This is a genomic window from Streptomyces albus subsp. albus, from assembly GCF_000719865.1.
GTDB classification, from domain to species: domain Bacteria; phylum Actinomycetota; class Actinomycetes; order Streptomycetales; family Streptomycetaceae; genus Streptomyces; species Streptomyces albus_E.
The window spans coordinates 44,682-60,526 of record NZ_JOID01000028.1 but is presented as its reverse complement, the minus strand read 5'-3'; the positions used below and the strand labels follow the sequence as shown (position 1 = coordinate 60,526).

Annotated in this window: 10 protein-coding genes, 1 tRNA gene and 1 riboswitch; of the genes, 3 read left to right on the top strand and 8 right to left on the bottom strand. The window is 74.2% G+C overall.

What is annotated here, in order from left to right; translation table 11 throughout:
* Positions 1–87 precede the first annotated feature (87 nt).
* On the top strand, positions 88–1,596 hold the full coding sequence (locus IF83_RS0124655) for a PrsW family intramembrane metalloprotease (protein ID WP_078843826.1): 1,509 nt from the start codon (positions 88–90) through the stop codon (positions 1,594–1,596).
* 65 nt (positions 1,597–1,661) lie between these two features.
* Here the strand turns inward: IF83_RS0124655 and IF83_RS0124650 are convergent, their stop codons facing one another.
* The 3 genes from IF83_RS0124650 to IF83_RS0124640 form a co-directional block, all read right to left on the bottom strand.
* On the bottom strand, positions 1,662–3,176 hold the full coding sequence (locus tag IF83_RS0124650) for an MFS transporter (protein WP_051723317.1): 1,515 nt from the start codon (positions 3,174–3,176) through the stop codon (positions 1,662–1,664).
* A gap of 511 nt (positions 3,177–3,687) precedes the next feature.
* Complete coding sequence (locus IF83_RS0124645) at positions 3,688–4,722, bottom strand: M23 family metallopeptidase (protein ID WP_030547722.1); 1,035 nt, start codon at positions 4,720–4,722, stop codon at positions 3,688–3,690.
* A 12-nt stretch (positions 4,723–4,734) separates the two neighbouring features.
* Positions 4,735–4,901: riboswitch (cyclic di-AMP (ydaO/yuaA leader) on the bottom strand.
* Between the two features lie 256 nt (positions 4,902–5,157).
* Positions 5,158–6,348 (bottom strand): PP2C family protein-serine/threonine phosphatase, encoded by a 1,191-nt coding sequence (locus IF83_RS0124640; protein WP_347877124.1) that lies wholly within the window; start codon positions 6,346–6,348, stop codon positions 5,158–5,160.
* Positions 6,349–6,618: 270 nt separating this feature from the next.
* On the opposite strand from IF83_RS0124640, the gene IF83_RS0124635 reads away from it, so the two are divergent.
* Positions 6,619–8,001: a hypothetical protein gene (locus tag IF83_RS0124635; RefSeq protein WP_030547718.1), complete on the top strand. Its 1,383-nt coding sequence runs from the start codon at positions 6,619–6,621 to the stop codon at positions 7,999–8,001.
* A 192-nt stretch (positions 8,002–8,193) separates the two neighbouring features.
* Here the strand turns inward: IF83_RS0124635 and IF83_RS0124630 are convergent, their stop codons facing one another.
* Positions 8,194–8,943: a MerR family transcriptional regulator gene (locus IF83_RS0124630; protein ID WP_030547716.1), complete on the bottom strand. Its 750-nt coding sequence runs from the start codon at positions 8,941–8,943 to the stop codon at positions 8,194–8,196.
* 262 nt (positions 8,944–9,205) lie between these two features.
* On the opposite strand from IF83_RS0124630, the gene IF83_RS0124625 reads away from it, so the two are divergent.
* Complete coding sequence (locus tag IF83_RS0124625; protein ID WP_078843825.1) at positions 9,206–10,114, top strand: SDR family NAD(P)-dependent oxidoreductase; 909 nt, start codon at positions 9,206–9,208, stop codon at positions 10,112–10,114.
* Positions 10,115–10,704: 590 nt separating this feature from the next.
* Here the strand turns inward: IF83_RS0124625 and IF83_RS0124620 are convergent.
* The 4 genes from IF83_RS0124620 to IF83_RS0124600 form a co-directional block, all read right to left on the bottom strand.
* Positions 10,705–10,780: transfer RNA gene (locus IF83_RS0124620), tRNA-Lys, on the bottom strand.
* 203 nt (positions 10,781–10,983) lie between these two features.
* Complete coding sequence (locus IF83_RS31370) at positions 10,984–13,227, bottom strand: DEAD/DEAH box helicase (protein WP_030547712.1); 2,244 nt, start codon at positions 13,225–13,227, stop codon at positions 10,984–10,986.
* 1,611 nt (positions 13,228–14,838) lie between these two features.
* Complete coding sequence (gene crcB, locus IF83_RS0124605) at positions 14,839–15,216, bottom strand: fluoride efflux transporter CrcB (RefSeq protein ID WP_030547708.1); 378 nt, start codon at positions 15,214–15,216, stop codon at positions 14,839–14,841.
* Positions 15,213–15,743, bottom strand: a complete 531-nt coding sequence (locus IF83_RS0124600) for a fluoride efflux transporter FluC (RefSeq protein WP_051723323.1) — start codon at positions 15,741–15,743, stop codon at positions 15,213–15,215. Before IF83_RS0124600 ends, crcB begins: the two co-directional genes overlap by 4 nt.
* Between the last annotated feature and the right edge of the window lie 102 nt (positions 15,744–15,845).

Below are 15,845 nucleotides of genomic sequence, written 5' to 3'. Positions count from 1 at the left end.
CGCCGAGCCGTCGCCGAGCCACGCCGGTGCCGGCGCCGCTGACCGAAGGCCGACGCGCCGCGGGCGCCGTCTCGTTAGGGTCGGTGGATGCACCCGTCCCCACCCCCGCAGCGGCCCGGCCCCCCGCAGCCGCCGGTGCCGGAGTACCAGCCGCGTCCCCGGTTCGACGCCGTGCCCGATCGCGCGCAGTGGCGCTACCGGCCGCGCCGCGCGCTCTGGGAGAGCAGAGCGGTGCGCGTCGGCGCGCTCGTCCTGCTGCTGGCGCTGTGCGGGCTGGTGATCCTGGCGCTGGTCCGGCAGCAGACCGGCACCCGGGGCTTCGTGGTCGGTCTCGGCCTCGCCGTGCTCCCCGTGCCGCTGCTGGTGGCGGCGTTCTGCTGGCTGGACCGGGTGGAGCCCGAGCCCTGGCGGAATCTGGCCTTCGCGTTCGCCTGGGGAGCGTGTGCCGCCACACTGGTGGCGATTCTGGCCAACGGGCTCGCGGTGCGGTGGATCGTCGCGCGGGGCGGGGTCTCCTCGGCCGGTGAGGCGGACACCTGGGGGGCGGCGGTCGTCGCACCCGTGGTGGAGGAGAGCGCCAAGGCCGCCGCGCTGCTGCTGTTGTTCGTCTTCCGGCGGCGGCACTTCAACGGGATCGTCGACGGTGTGGTGATAGCGGGGATCACGGCCACCGGCTTCGCCTTCACGGAGAACATTCTCTTCCTCGGCACCGCCTTCGGCGAGGACGAGGCGCTCGGCACCTCGGGGATCGGCTCCGTGACCGCGCAGACCTTCATCGTCCGCATCCTGCTGTCGCCGTTCGCGCATCCGCTGTTCACGGCGCTGACGGGGATCGGCTTCGGGCTCGTAGCCCAGGTCACGCCGCGGGCACGCGCCGGGCGGGTGCTGCTACCGCTCTCCGGGCTGGCCACGGCCATGGGCCTGCACAGCGTCTGGAACGGCTCGGCGTCCCTGGGAGGCCACGGCTTCATCGCCGTCTACGCCCTGTTCATGGTGCCGCTGTTCGCGGTGCTGACCACCGTGGTGATCCGCTCCCGGGCGGGCGAACTGCGGGCCGTCCGGGAGTACCTGCCCGCATACGTCGCCGCGGGCTGGCTCGCGCCGGCCGAGCCGTACGCACTGGCGTCGATGCGGGCCCGGGCGATCGCCCGGCGTCTGGCGCGGCGTGCGCACGGGGTCCCGGCCGCCCGCGCGGTCTCCGAGTACCAGTCCTTCGCGACGGCCCTGGCCTTCCTGCGGCGGCGGGCCCACCAGGGCGCGGCGGGCGCGGACTTCGCCGCCCGCGAGCAGGAGCTGCTGCACCATCTGTGGCAGCGCAAGTCCCTGGCGCGGCCGGCACTGCTGCACGCCGCGGCGGTCACGGCACCGGTGGCGCCGCCGCGGTGGCAGCCGTACGGGCAGGGGGCGTACGGGCAAGGGGCGTACGGGGCGGGGGTGCCGTATCAGCCGGGGCCGTGGACAGGGCCGCAGCCGGGGCACCAGCCGAACCCCCCGACGGGGCCGTGGCCGCAGGCCCAACAGCCGCAGCAGCAGCAGCCGGGGCCGTACGCACCGTATGGTCACGGCTCGTACGGCCCCGGGTCCCGCGGTCACTGACCGGCGGCCATCGCCCCTCGGCTCACTGCTTCACCGATCCGGTACGGGCCCGCCCCGCCCCCGGCTCAGCTCGCCGAGCCGGGCGCCGGGCCGCCGGCAGCTCCGCTCACCGCGCCGGTCCGCTGGGAGAGCGGCGTGGCGATGTCCTCCAGCGAGCGCCGCTCCGCCGGTACGGCCAGCACGGCGGCCACCAGACCGGCCACGGTCATCAGCCCGGCGCCGATCTGGAAGGCCAGCACGGTGTCGCCGACGACGCCCGATTCGGTGAGCTTGGCGAAGACCAGCGGGCCGCTGATGCCGCCCGCGGCGGTGCCGATCGCGTAGAAGAAGGCGATCGCCATCGCCCGGGTCTCCATCGGGAAGACCTCGCTGACCGTGAGATACGCGGAACTCGCGCCGGCCGAGGCGAAGAAGAGCACCACGCACCAGCAGGCGGTGAGGGTCCTGGCCGTCAGATGGCCGCCGTCGAAGAGCCAGGCGGTGATGAAGAGCAGCACACCGGAGAGGATGTAGGTGCCGGAGATCATGATCTTGCGGCCCACGGTGTCGAAGAGCTTGCCGAGCAGCAGCGGCCCGAAGAAGTTGCCCAGCGCGATCACCGCGAAGAAGTAGCCGGTGGAGCCGGTCCCCACGTCGTAGAAGGTGGTGAGGATCGCGCCGAAGCCGAAGGTGATGGCGTTGTAGAGGAAGGCCTGGCCGATGAAGAGGGAGAAGCCGAGGACCGCGCGCCTGCGGTAGTGCGAGAAGACGGTGCGGGCGATCAGGCCGAAGCCGATGCTCTTGCGCTGGTGGATGGTGATCTCACCGGCCGGCTCCGGGAGTTCCTCGCCCTTCTCGGCGGTGATCTGCTCCTCCGCCTCGCGGACCAGGGCGTCCGCCTCGTCGCCGCGGCCGTGGATGAAGAGCCAGCGCGGACTCTCCGGTACATGTCTGCGGACCAGGAGGATCACCAGTCCGAAGACGACGCCCAGCCCGAACGTCAGCCGCCAGCCGAGGTCCTTGGGGAAGATGTCGGTGTCCAGCATGACGATGGACAGCAGGGAGCCGCCGACCGCGCCCAGCCAGAAGCTGCCGTTGATGATGAGGTCGACCCGGCCCCGGTAGAGGGAGGGGATCAGCTCGTCGATGGCCGAGTTGATGGCCGCGTACTCACCGCCGATGCCGAAGCCGGTGAGGAAGCGGAAGAGGAAGAACCACCAGCTGGAAAAGGAGACGGCGGTCAGCGCGGTGGCGCCCAGATAGACGGCCAGGGTGATGATGAAGAGCTTCTTGCGGCCGTAGCGGTCGGTGAGCCGGCCGAAGAAGAGCGCACCCAGGCAGGCCCCGGCCACGTAGAGCGCCGCGGCCACACCGGTGACCTGGGCGGAGCTGATGGGCAGACCGCTGCCCTCCTCCGAGAGCCGGCCCGCGATGTTCCCGACGACGGTGACCTCCAGGCCGTCGAGGATCCACACGGTGCCGAGGCCGATCACGATGGTCCAGTGCCAGCGCGACCAGGGCAGTCTGTCCAGCCGGGCGGGCACGGCCGTGGTGACCGTGCCCGTTCCCGCTTGCGCGTCCAAGGGGTAGTCCGCCGCCATCCCCACACCTTCCGCTCGGCTCCGGCCCGGGGCGGCGCCCCGGGCTCATCCGTGCTTGCAGGTTCCCGTCGCCGCGCGATTCACGCCCCGGGCGGGCGGACCCGGGGCGGACGGTCGGGGCGGACGGTCGGGGTGGTGGACCGGGGGCGGGGGCCGGGCGGGCCGGTGCCGTACAGGCCGGCAGCCCTGGCGTCGGGGGGACGCACCAGGGCTGCCGGAGTCGGGGTTCGCGCGTCGCGCGGGGGGCCGGGGTGTGGCCTCGCGGGGGAGCCTCGCGAGGTGATGAGGCCGGGAGTGGGAGGCCGCTGAGGTGAGAGGCCGGCCGGATCAGCCGGCGCGCGAGGATCGACGGATCCGGGGGTTTACACCGGACCGGCGGGGCATACGCCGAACTGGGACACGGGGTAACACCCGGAGGCCGGAGGGCGCGTGGAGCGCGCCCTCCGCTTCCGGCCGTCACAGGAAGCCGTCCCGGGCGTCGGTCCCCGGAGGGTCCGGAGGATTCCCGGTGTCAGATGGTCTTGCCGTGGTCGCGGAGCCAGACCGCGGGGTTGACCGGGTCACCGCCGCCGGGCCGGACCTCCAGGTGGAGGTGCGGACCGGAGGAGTTGCCGGTGGAGCCGACCCGGCCGATCGTGTCGCCGGTGGTGACCTCGCCGGAGGTGACGGTCATCGAGGAGAGGTGGCAGTACCAGATCTCCGTGCCGTCATCGAGGGTGAGGATGATGCGGTAGCCGTACGAACCGGCCCAGCCCGCCTCGGTGATCGTGCCGCCGTGCACCGCCTTGACGGGGGTGCCGGTCGGGGCGGCGAAGTCCTGGCCGGTGTGGCTGCTGGACCACATGGAGCCGGACTCGCCGAAGCTGGAGGTGAGGGTGTACGAGGAGAGCGGGAGGGCGTAGCTCGCGGCCAGCTTGGCCAGCCGCTCCTCCTCCGCCTTCCGCGCGGCCTCCTCGGCGGCCTTGCGCTCGGCCTCCTCGGCGGCCTTCTTCTTCTCGGCCTCCGCCTCGGCCTTCTTGGCGGCGGCGTCCTCGGCGGCCTTCTCGCGGGCGGCCTGCTCGGCGGCCAGCCGCTCGGTCGTCTCGGCAACGCTCTGCTGCTGCTCCGCCTGGCGCATGATGCGGGCCCGCAGGGCCTCTCCGGCGTCGGCGCCCTGGGCGATCTCGTCCGTGGTGAGTCCGGCCTGCGACAGCGGGGCGCGGCTCGCGGTGGCGGACACGTCGTTGGAATCGCCGACCAGGGAGTCGATGGCGGGCAGCTTGTCCGTCACCGGGGAGAGGTCGGGAAGCGAGATGGGGGCCGGGGGACGGTCCTTGGCCGTGGCCATGCCGCCGGCGCCGACAGCCGCGATCACACCGACACCCAGGACGGCGCCGCTCCGGGCCATGCCTCCGCCGCGCTGCTTGACGACGCGGTGCCGGCCCCGTACCGGGGTGGTGGATTCGGCGGTGGGATTCCACTCACCGACGGGCGGCTCTCCGTCGAAGTGGGGTCCGGAGGTGGACGGGCCGGCCCACGTTTCGGTGGCAGGGCTGCTGGACGCCACGGAGGCGCACTCCTTTCCTTCCTTCTCGCCTACCGGGTTAGCTGACGGGTTCGGAGCAGGAAGGTCTCCTACGGTTCCCTCCTGGCGGAGGGGCCCGATTCACCCCAAGGATTGGTTCCCCGGTTCCCTTGGTGCAGGTGGTGCTGTTCCGCGCATGCGGGATTCGGCGATTGCGCGCGGCGCCACCTTCGGTGGCGGCTGGGACGACCGCGCTGCGTTATCGAACGTTAATTGACGGGCCCCGGTATTCCAAGCCGTTCCGGCTGATCTTTTGGTAATGACCGCGCGGATGAAACGGACATCGGCCGCCAGAGCAGGGCGAGTTGACCGGGGGCCGGGAAACCTGTTTCCGCTGATCGTGCATCACTTGTTATCGCGGGGACACCGGCCGTCACGCAGTGTTGCCGCGGACGGCGGGAGTCCGCGGCCGGACGGTCACGAGCGGCGTTCCGGGATGTCCGTGACCGCGAGGAGCGCCATGTCGTCGTGGGCGCCGCCGCCGGTGTGCAGGGTCACGTCCGCGACGAGCATGTCCAGCAGTTCCTCCGGGCCGCTGAAGTCCCGCCCGAACAACCGGATTCGGGGATCGTAGAAGTCACCGGCGCGGTCGCGGGCCTCCGTGACGCCGTCGGTGAAGAGCAGGAGGGTGCTCCCGCGCGGGAACACGATCTCCTCCACCCGGTCCGGATCGGTCCGCAGCCAGGCCAGCCCGAGCGGCACGGCGGGCACTTCCGGCTCCACGGCGCACACGACGCCGTCCCCGGTGAGCATCAGCGGGGCCGGATGACCGCGGTTGAGCAGCCGCAGCCTCCGCGGTGGCGACGCTCCGGCGGTGCCGGCGCCGGGGACCCCGGGTTCCCCCGGGCCGGTGCCGGCCGCACCGTCGCCGGGGATCTCGGCGAGCACGGCCGTGGTGAACCCCTCGATCTCCTCCAGCCCTTCCCTGCGCTTCGCCTCCCGCACGAGCGCGCCCTCCAGCCGCTCCGCGATGCCGGTCAGCTCCGGCTCCTCCTCGGCCGCTTCGCGGAACGCCCCGAGGACGACCGCGACGGCGCCCACCGCCCCCATGCCCTTGCCGCGCACGTCGCCGACGATGAGCCGCACCCCGTACGGGGTGGACTGGACCGCGTACAGATCGCCGCCGATCCCCGCGTCCGCCTGCGCCGCCTCGTAGCGGGCGGCGACGCGCAGGCCGCCGATACGGCCGGAGGGCGTGGGCAGTACGGCCCGCTGGGCGGCCTCCGCGACGTTCCGGACGGAGGCGAGCGCGCGGTGGCCGTGGCGCACCACGCGGTTGATGAAGACGGCGAGGCCGGCCACGGTGACCACCGTGGCGGTGTCGAGCAGTGACTGGAACTGCCCGGCCGTGCCGTGCAGGAGAGCGATGCCGACCATCGCCAGGCTGGACGCGACGGCCGTCAGGATCGTCGCGGGGCCGGTGTAGAGCGCCGCGGCGACCATCGGAGCGGCGGCGAAGAACGGCGAGCCGGTCAGCTTCGGCGGTGCCAGCAGACCGAAGACCAGGCCGCCGACGATCAGGAGGCCCGGGATCCAGCAGGGGAACGGGGCACCGCGGAAGCGTGTCCCGCCGTCGCCCCTGCCGCACAGCTGTCCTCGCTGCACCACCAGTGATCTCCTGCCCAGGTCCCGGCCCGTCCGGTTACGGAACGACACCGCGCCCCCTGCCACCCTGAGCCGTCCCGGGGCGGAGGGCGACTCCGCTTCCCCCTAACGGGTGACGGTCCGGGCAGCGGCACGGGCGGCGGCCGCGGAACGGCGGGGGTCAGTGACGCGGGCGGTGGCCGAGGGGGCCGCGCGGGCTGCCGATGACCGCGGACGGTGTCCGGTGACTCCGGACCCGGTGCTTCTTGCCCCCATTCGTGTAGCTTCGAAGATATGAGGAGCACATCGCGCAATGCCGTGCTCGGACCGGTGCTCGCCCTGCTAGCGGCCCTCCTGGTCGCAGCCGGGCTCCTCGCTCCGGGCGCCCGGGCGGCCGACGGACTCGACGGCGCCGCGGAAGCCCTGCGGGACGGCCCGGTGTACGTGGACCCACGGGCCTCCGACCGGCTCTCCGGCTCCGAGGCCGAGTCACTGGCCGACACCATCGAGAACGCCGGCAAGCCCGTCTTCGTCGCCGTCCTGCCGGAGGCCGGGGAGTTCGACCCGGCCACCCTGCTCCAGGACCTGAGAACCCGGGTCGGCGTCAGCGGCGTCTATGCCGTCACCCTCGGCGACGGCTTCGACGCGGGCGCAGACAGCCGGGTGATGTCGCAGAACGCCGTGGGCAATCTGACCGGTGCCGTCGAACGGGAACACGGCACCGACACCGCCGCCCTGCTCGACGACTTCGTCGGCCAGGCGGTCCAGCAGGCGAACGGCTCCGCACCCGACTCCTGGAACGGCGGCGGTGACGGTGGCGGCGGGACGAACACCGTCGCCGGTGTCGTCACTCTGGTCACCGTCGGCGCCCTGGTACTGGTGGCCGTCCTGGCGGCCCTCACCGTCTCCCGGCGCAACCGCGCCCGCCGGGCGGAGCGCGAGAAGGCCGAACTGGAGACCGTACGGCCCCTGGTGGACGAGGACATCACCGCCTTCGGCGAAGAACTGGACCGGCTCGACTTCAACCCCTCCGCGCCGAAGACGGACGACGCCATGCGCCGCGACTTCTCCCACGCGCTGGACTCCTACGAGAACGCGAAGGCCGCGATGGCCCGCGCCCACCACCCCGGTGACGTCCGCCATGTCACCGAGGCCCTGGAGGACGGCCGCTTCTCGCTGGCCACCCTGGAGGCCCGCCGCGCCGGCACTCCGCTGCCCGAGCGCCGGCCCCCCTGCTTCTTCGACCCCCGCCACGGCCCGTCCACCGAGGACGCCGAGTGGGCACCCGAGGGCGGAACGGCGCGCACCGTCCCGGTGTGCGCCGCCGATGCCGCCCGGATCGCCGACGGCCACGAGCCGATGGCCCGCACCGTCGAGACGGCCTCCGGCCGCAGGCCGTACTGGGAGGCCGGGCCCGCCTACGCGCCCTGGGCCGGAGGCTACTTCGGCGGCGGAATGCTGCCCGGACTGCTGGTCGGCACCATGCTCGGCAACATGATGTTCGCCCCCTACGCCCATGGGGCCTACGGCGACTACGGCGGCGGAGACTACGGGGCCGGCGCCGAGGGCGGCGAGTACACCGGCTCCGACTTCAATCCCGGGGACTTCGGCGGAGGAGGCTTCGACGGCGGCGGATTCGGTGGCGGAGGGGACTTCGGCGGCGGCGGAGGCTTCTGAGCGCCGCAGCAGCCCCTCCCGTCCCCGACCCGGCACCCGGCCCCGGACCGGTCCGGAAGTCCGGGAGTGGTCCGGGCAGTCGGGATGATCCGTGAGGCGGGCGGAGCGCGACACCGGCCGGAGACCCCGGACCACCGGGCACCCCGGGCACCCCGGGCACCCCGGGCACCGTCTCCCGCCCCGCCGGCACCGTCAGTCGCCCAGATGCCGCTCGGCATAGACCTTCATGGCGTCCCGGACGAACTCCGCGACCCCCTCACCATGCCGGTCGTAGTGCGCGGCGAACCGCGGATCGGCCACGTACATCTCGGCCAGCCCGATGAAGTAGCCCTTGGAGGGATCGGGCGCGGCATCCGACAGCCAGGTGTAGTGGCGCCGGGTGATCGCCTGCGCCTCCTCGCCGTCCGGAGAGGCGCCGGCACGCGCGGCGTCGCCGTAGTCGCGGGCGATGTCCAGCTCTCGCTGCTGGAAGGACTGTTTGTCCTCGTCGCCGAGCGAGCGCCACCAGCGGTCGGAACGGTCATAGGCCTCGCGCCCCCAGCGCTCGATCACCTCCTCCTTGTGGCGGCTGTGGTCGAAACCGTCCAATATCTCATCGGCCATGAGCTGTTCGCCCTCCTCCGTCTTGCGCAAGGTGGTCCGCACCGACTCGATCTGCCGCCCGATCCGCTCCCGCTCGTGCTCCAGCAGCCGCAGATGCGTACGGAGCGCCGCGGTCTCGTCCCGCTGCCCGGCCAGTACTTCGGTGATGGCGGGCAGCCCGAGGCCCAGCTCGCGCAGCAGCAGAATCCGCTGGAGCCGGATGAGGGCGGCCTGGTCGTAATAGCGGTAGCCGTTGCCGCCGATCCGGCTGGGCGGCAACAGCCCGATGTCGTCGTAGTGGCGCAGCGTCCGGCTGGTCGTCCCCGCACGGCGCGCGATGTCCTGGATCGACCACTCCACCGCGGCTCCCCCTTGCTGTTTCCACGTCCCCGGGCGTCTCTCGCCCAGTGCTCACGACCGTAGAACTTGACGTAGCGTAAAGGTCAACCCGGAAGCGGGCGAACGGCCCGGCGCCCGGCGGGCGGGGCTTTCCGCCGGGGTGACGATCGCGAGACCGGGACGACGGCAGCCGGGCCGGACCGCCGGAGCCACGGCACCGAAGAGGCGGCCGGGACGGTGGGAAGCCTCTCCCGGCGCACGGACGAGGGGAGGGGGCCCATCCATGACGGCAGCGGCAGCACCGGGCACGCCGCCCGGAACGACGACAGGCACGACGCACGGGACGACGACCGGGGCAACAGCGGGGGCAACACCTGCGGGCACGACGAAACCGGAGAGCCGTCCCCTCCCCGGTGCCCAGGGAGGAGGAGGCCGGGGCCGGGACCTGTCCGGACAGGTCGCACTGGTCACCGGAGGGACAGCCGGACTGGGGCTGGCGATCGCCCGGGGCCTGGCCCGGGCGGGCTGCTCGCTCGTCGTCGCGAGCCGGAGCCCCGGCGCCTGCCGGTCGGCCGCGGAGGAGATCACCGAGGACTGCGGCCGGCCGGCCGTGGGCCTCGCGTGCGACGTCCGGGACGAGGAGTCCGTCCAGCGGCTGGTCGAGGGGACCACCGCGCGCCACGGCCGCCTCGACATCCTGGTGACCAGCGCGGGCGTGCAGGCCCGCGGCGCCCTCACCGACCTCGACGTGGCCGCGTTCCGGCAGTGCCTGGAGGTCAATGTGGTGGGTACGTTCCTGGCCTGCCGCGCGGCCGTACCGGTCATGCGCGCCGCCGGGTACGGCCGGATCGTCACCCTCGCCAGCGCGCTGGGCCTGGTCGGGGCCGCGGACCGCAGCGGCTACGCGGCGAGCAAAGGGGCGGTGGTGCAGTTCACCCGGAGCCTCGCCGTGGAGCTCGCCGGTACCGGAATCGGCGTCAACGCGCTGGCGCCCGGGCCGTTCCGCACTCCGATGAACGAAGACGCGGAGAACGATCCCCGGGTGCGCGATTTCCTCGGCCACCAAGTGCCCGCCGGCCGCTGGGCGGACCCTTCCGAACTGGTCGGCGCCGCACTGCTGCTGGCCGGCCCGGACGCCTCCTATCTGACCGGCGCGGTTCTCCCGGTGGACGGCGGCTGGACGGCGCACTGAGCGCGGCACGGAAGACAGCGGAGGTGCCGGTCGTGCGGGACTCAGCCTGTACGGCGGTGGAGATGACCGCGACGCACACGGCATGACGACGGGGACGGCGGTCCCACCCGCCGTCCCCGTCGTCGAGCCGTGACGCGTACCCGTCCCCACGGGCCGGTCCGGAAACCTGCCGGACGTACGGTGCGCACGGCACCGGCACGGTCGTATCCGTGCCCGGCCGCCCGACCGCACGTCCGGCTACCCCAATGTGTCCCGCCCCCACAGCAGGACCCGCACCACCCACCATCGCCGCAGCGGCCCGCGGACGGCAGGGACCGGTCGGCCCGGGAGGGGGCCCATTGGTCCCCCTTCTCCCGGCTCCGCGCGTCTTCTCCTCGGTACGCGCCGCCGCGCTGCCGTCGGCGCCCGGCACTGCCGCTGTCCCGTGGCGGGACGGCTCATCGCTTTGCCCGGGACCGACGGGCAGCAGGGCAGCGGACCGGGCGGCCCACCGGAACCCCGGCCAACGGCACGGCCCGCGGCCGTGACGGCACGCGGCCCCGGAACGCCGTGAGGCCCGGACCGGGCGCTGACGCCGGTCCGGGCCTCCGTGGTAGGCCGTGTGGGACTCGAACCCACAACCAATGGATTAAAAGTCCACTGCTCTGCCAATTGAGCTAACGGCCCGTGGTCGTGCTCCCCCGAGCATAGCCCTCCGCGGGCCGCGAGCCGATCGGGTATACCCCTGTTCGCCCCCGGCGGCTCCGGTGACGGCGGACGCCCGGCCCTCGGCGCGAACCGGACACGGTGGCGCGGGCCCGGAAACGGCCCCGGGGCCCGTACGCACTGCCGTACGGGCCCCGGGGGCACGGGTGTTCGGTCAGACGCCGTCAGCCGTTGCGCTTCCAGCGCGGCTTGTCGGCACGGCGGTCGAACGGACGGCCGCCGGTGGTGTTGCTGCTGCCGCGGTGGTCGTCGCGGCGGGCCGGACGGTCGTCACGGCTGAAGGGACGGTCGTCACGGCGGTCGCGGTTGTGCGGGCGGTCGCCGCCTCGGTGGCTGAACCCGGGGCGGTCGTCGCGGCGCTCGTGCGGACGGGCTCCGCCGAAGCCACCGCGGTCGTCGCGACGGTCGCGACCGTAGCCGCCGACCGGACGGTCGTCACGGCGGTCACGGCTGTAGCCACCGCCGGAGCGGCCGGCGCCGTAGCCACCACTGGGACGGTCGTCGCGACGGTCACGGCTGTAGCCACCGCTGGGACGGTCGTCACGGCGGTCACGGCTGTAGCCACCGCTGGGACGGTCGTCACGGCGGTCACGGTTGAAGCCACCGCTCGGGCGGTCGTCGCGGCGGTAGCCGCCGCTGTAGCCGCCGGAGCGGTCGTCGCGACGGTCACCGCGGTCACGGTTGAAGCCACCGGAGGAACGCTCCTCACGGCGCTCGCGGCCGTAGCCGCCGCGGTCGCCGTAGCCACCGGAGCGGTCGTCACGACGGTCACGGCGGTCGAAGTTGCCCCGGTCGTCACGGCGCTCGCCCGCGGGCGCGGACTGCGCCGGTACGGACGCGGCGGCCCGCGACTCCTCCTCGGCGGCTTCCGCCGCGGCGGCGGCGACCGTGGCCTCGGCCGCGGCCGCGACGGCCGCCTCCGGGTCCTCGCCCCGCTCGCGCGCGGCCCGCGCCACCAACCGGTCGGCTTCCGAGCGGAGTTCGGCCGCGCGGCGCTGTGCCCGCTCAAGCTGCCGGGTGAGGTCCTGGACCTCGCGCTCGGCCTGCTTCGCGGCGTTGCCGGCCGACTCGGCCTGCACCTCGGTCAGCGAACGGGCGCCGGTGATCCGGGCGACGTCCTCGTCGAACGCGCCGGCGCCGCCGACGATGTGGCGCGAGGCGTCGACGCCCGCGTCCTCCATCAGCCGGAAGATCTGCTTGCGCTGGTGCGGCAGCGCGAGGGAGACGACGGTGCCGCTGCGGCCCGCGCGGGCCGTACGGCCGGAGCGGTGCAGGTAGTCCTTGTGGTCACCGGCCGGGTCCACGTTCAGGACCAGGTCGATGTCGTCGACGTGGATGCCGCGCGCCGCGACGTCCGTGGCGACGAGGCAGTTGACGTGACCGTCCTTGAAGTCGGCCAGCGTCCGGGTCCGGGCGCCCTGCGTCATACCGCCGTGCAGCGCGTCCGCGCGCACCCCGGTGTCGAGGAGCTGCTCGGCGACACGGTCGGCGCCCATCTGGGTCCGGACGAAGATGATCGTGCGGCCCTTGCGGGCGGCGATGGCGGCCGTGACCGGCGCCTTGTCCTTCGGCTTCACGACGAGCACGTGGTGGCTCATCGTGGTGACCGCGCCCTGCGCCGCGTCGACCTCGTGCGTCACCGGGTCGACCAGGTAGCGCTTGACGAGGGTGTCGATCTCGTTCTCCAGCGTCGCGGAGAACAGCAGCCGCTGTCCGCCGGCGGGCACGAGGTCGAGGATCTCGGTGACCTCGGGCAGGAAGCCCATGTCGGCCATCTGGTCGGCCTCGTCGAGGACAGCGACCTCGACCTTGTCGAGCGTCGCGGCGCCCCGGTCGATGAGGTCGCGGAGCCGGCCGGGGGTGGCGACGAGGATGTCGACGCCGCGCTCCAGGGCGTAGATCTGGTTGCCCATGGAGGTGCCGCCGCAGACGACCTTCATCTTCAGGCCGAGGACGTCACCGTAGGGCTGGAGGGCGTCGGCGACCTGCATCGCCAGCTCGCGGGTGGGGGTGAGGATCAGGCCGCGGGGGCGCTTCTTCTCGGTGCGGCCCTCGGCGAGACGGGTCAGCAGCGGCAGACCGAAGGAGAGGGTCTTGCCGGAGCCCGTGCGGCCGCGGCCGAGGATGTCCTTGCCCGCCAGCGCGTCCGGGATGGTCGCGGCCTGGATCGGGAACGGGGTGACGACGCCGTTCTGGGAGAGCTTGCGGACGATCGCCTCGGCCAGACCGAGGTCGCCGAAGGTGACACCGGGGGTCTCCGGGGTCTCATCGGCCGTGGCGGCGTCGGGGACCGCGGTGGCGGTGACGGCGTCCGCGGTGGCGGTGGGCTCGTCGAGCTCGGTACCGGCGAGAACGGTGATCTCCGCGTCCTCGGGCATGACGGCGCGGTCAGTGGCAGAAATGGACATGCGAAATGCAAAACCTTCCGGAGTCTCGGCACGCGCCCAAACTCCGTGTATGCATACGCCCGCCTCTATGCGGTCAGCCACGGTTCGGTACAGGAACGCGCCACGCGGCGCGTTCATCACCTCGGTCTTCGAGGAGACACGGTAGCGCCGGGCAAATGGGATCAAACGATCTGTCACCATACGCACCCGGGACCCCGAAGCGCAAATCGGCTCCGGCGGGGGATCCCGGGGGGGGTGTGGTGGTCAGTCGCGGGGTCGTCGTCGCGGTCTGAACCGCGCTCCACCCAGCGTACCGGACGAGCGGGGCAACCGGATCTCCGGTGTACCGGACAAGGCGGTGCGCGGGCCCCCCGGCCCGACGGCGTGGTTGTCCCGCGTTGTCCGTGTCCTGGGCGGTGCGGGCGGAGTTGAGCAGACCGGCCTGCCCGCCCCGTCTTCCGGAGGTGCCCGCCTGTGCGCCCGTTCCCCGTCCGCGTCCCCGCCCCCGCCCCGGCCGCCGGACCGCCTGCCGAAGCCGTGCCCGTGGCGGTCCCGGCCGGTGGGGCGCGCAGGCCGCCCCACCGGCCCGCCCGGCCCTCGGCGGGCACCGGAGCCGGGGGCGGGGGCCCGGCCGTGGAGAAGGCGTTGGACGAGGCGCCGGCCCCGGACCTTCCCCGGCCGACGGCCGGAGCGGGAGCCGGGGCCGCGCCCGGGCCACGGATTGGGACCGGGGCCGCGGCTGGGACCGGGGCCGCGGCTGGGAGTGGAAGCAGGACCGTGGCTGGGACCGGCGCTGGCGCTGGATCCGGAAACGGGACCGGGGCCGGGGTCCGTACGCGGGGCCGCGCGGGCTTCCGCGCCGCCCTTCGCCTGGCCGCCGTCGCCCTCGCTCTGGCCACCGCGACCGCGTGCATGAGCGTGAGCGACAGGACGGACCCGCCGAAGCCCGCCGGTTCGGCCGGGCGGGAGGACGGGGAGGGGAGCGGCGGTCGCCGCTCCGCGGACGGCGAGGGCGTGGAGCAGCCGCACGGCGCGGAGGGCGGGACGGAGGCCCGGAAGCGGCATGGCAAGGCGGACCGCGGGCGGGGCGGGGGCCGCGGTGAGGACGATGATCCGGGGTCCGGCCGCCCGCGTTCCCGTAACGACGCCGACGCCGGTGCCGACGCGGCTCCCGGCCGCCCGGGCGCGGACTCCGGAACCGCCTCCGGCTCCGCCCCGGACGTGGGTGGCGGCCGCGAGGGGGACCAGCCCGCCCCGCGCGCGCCGCGGCAGCCGGACGGGGACGGGACCCCGGCCCGTCCGGCGCCGGAGCCGCCGTCCCCGGAACCCGAGCCGGAACCGAAGCCGGAGCCGGAGCCGTCGAGCCCCGGCCCGGCGCCGACGGGCGAGGAGCCGAAGCCCGAGCCCGGGGGAGCGGCTTCGGCGACGGGCCTCTCACCGGAGCCGGCACCCGCACCGCCTTCGCCGGGCGTTCCGGCGCCGTGAGCGGTCCGGTGCCGGCCGGATCCGCCTCCCTCGCACCGGGCGCACGCCTCGCACCCGACACACCGGCTTCCCGGGCGCACCGGCTCCCCGGGCGTACCCCCACACCGGCTGCACCCCTCTCACCGGGCGCACCGCCGTAACCCGGGCTCAGCCCTGAACGAGCCCCCCGGTCAGCCCCGCGCCCAGGGCGAACGCCCCCAGCCCGCCCACCAGCGACAGGCAGACATTGGCCGCCGCGAGCCCGCCGCGCCCCCGCTCGGCCAGTCGCAGCGTCTCGTACGAGAACGTGGAGTAGGTGGTGAGCGCCCCGCACAGCCCCGTCGCCAGCAGCAGCCGCCACGGGCCGGTGGCCGTTCCGGCGGCGACGGCCCCGGTGAGCAGCCCGAGCAGCAGGCTGCCCGCCACATTGACAGCGACCGTGCCCCAGGGGAACACCGAGTCGTGCCGTGCCTGGACCGCGCGATCGGTGAGATAGCGGAGCGGGGCGCCCACGGCGGCGCCCAGCGCGACCAGCAGCCAGTTCACCGTGCCTGCGCCTCCGTCCCCGCCCCGGCCGACGTCCCCGCCCCCGACGCCGTCCCCGCGCCGGCCCCCGCCGTATCCGCTGCCGCCCTCCCGCCGCGCAGGCCCACGGCTCGCCGGGTCAGCACGGCCGCCGCCCACACACCGGCCAGTGCGGCGGCGAGCGTCCCCGCCGCGTAGGCCAGTGCCACCGGGGTCTCGCCACGGGTCAGGAGCCCCGTCACATCGGCCGCGTACGTCGAGAAGGTGGTGAAGCCACCGAGCACACCGGTGCCGAGGAAGGGGCGCAGCAGCGGATGCGGGGAGGTGTCCGGCCGCTCGCTCACCAGCACCATCAGCACTCCGATCAGCGCGCTGCCCGACGCGTTGACCGCGAGGACCGCCCACGGAGCCGCGCCGGGTGGCGCGGGCCAGGCGAGCGTCAGCCCGTACCGGGCGCAGGCGCCGAGCGCGCCGCCCGCGGAGACGACGGCGAGGGTTCCCCACAGCGCGCGGCCGGTGGCCTCGGACCGCTGCCCGGGGACGTGCAGATCGACGTCGGGGTCGACCGCCTGTGGTGCCCGGCCCGCGGCCGTGGCGCCCGCCGGGGCGGCGCCGGCCGCCGGACCCGTGTCGCATCCCGGTCCGGCGGA

Bases quoted from the DNA above. Each gene is read 5' to 3' on its own strand.
- IF83_RS0124655 (WP_078843826.1), top strand. From the start codon at position 88: ATGCACCCGTCCCCACCCCCGCAGCGGCCCGGCCCCCCGCAGCCGCCG.
- IF83_RS0124650 (WP_051723317.1), bottom strand. From the start codon at position 3,176: ATGGCGGCGGACTACCCCTTGGACGCGCAAGCGGGAACGGGCACGGTC.
- IF83_RS0124635 (WP_030547718.1), top strand. From the start codon at position 6,619: ATGAGGAGCACATCGCGCAATGCCGTGCTCGGACCGGTGCTCGCCCTG.
- IF83_RS0124625 (WP_078843825.1), top strand. From the start codon at position 9,206: ATGACGGCAGCGGCAGCACCGGGCACGCCGCCCGGAACGACGACAGGC.
- IF83_RS31370 (WP_030547712.1), bottom strand. From the start codon at position 13,227: ATGTCCATTTCTGCCACTGACCGCGCCGTCATGCCCGAGGACGCGGAG.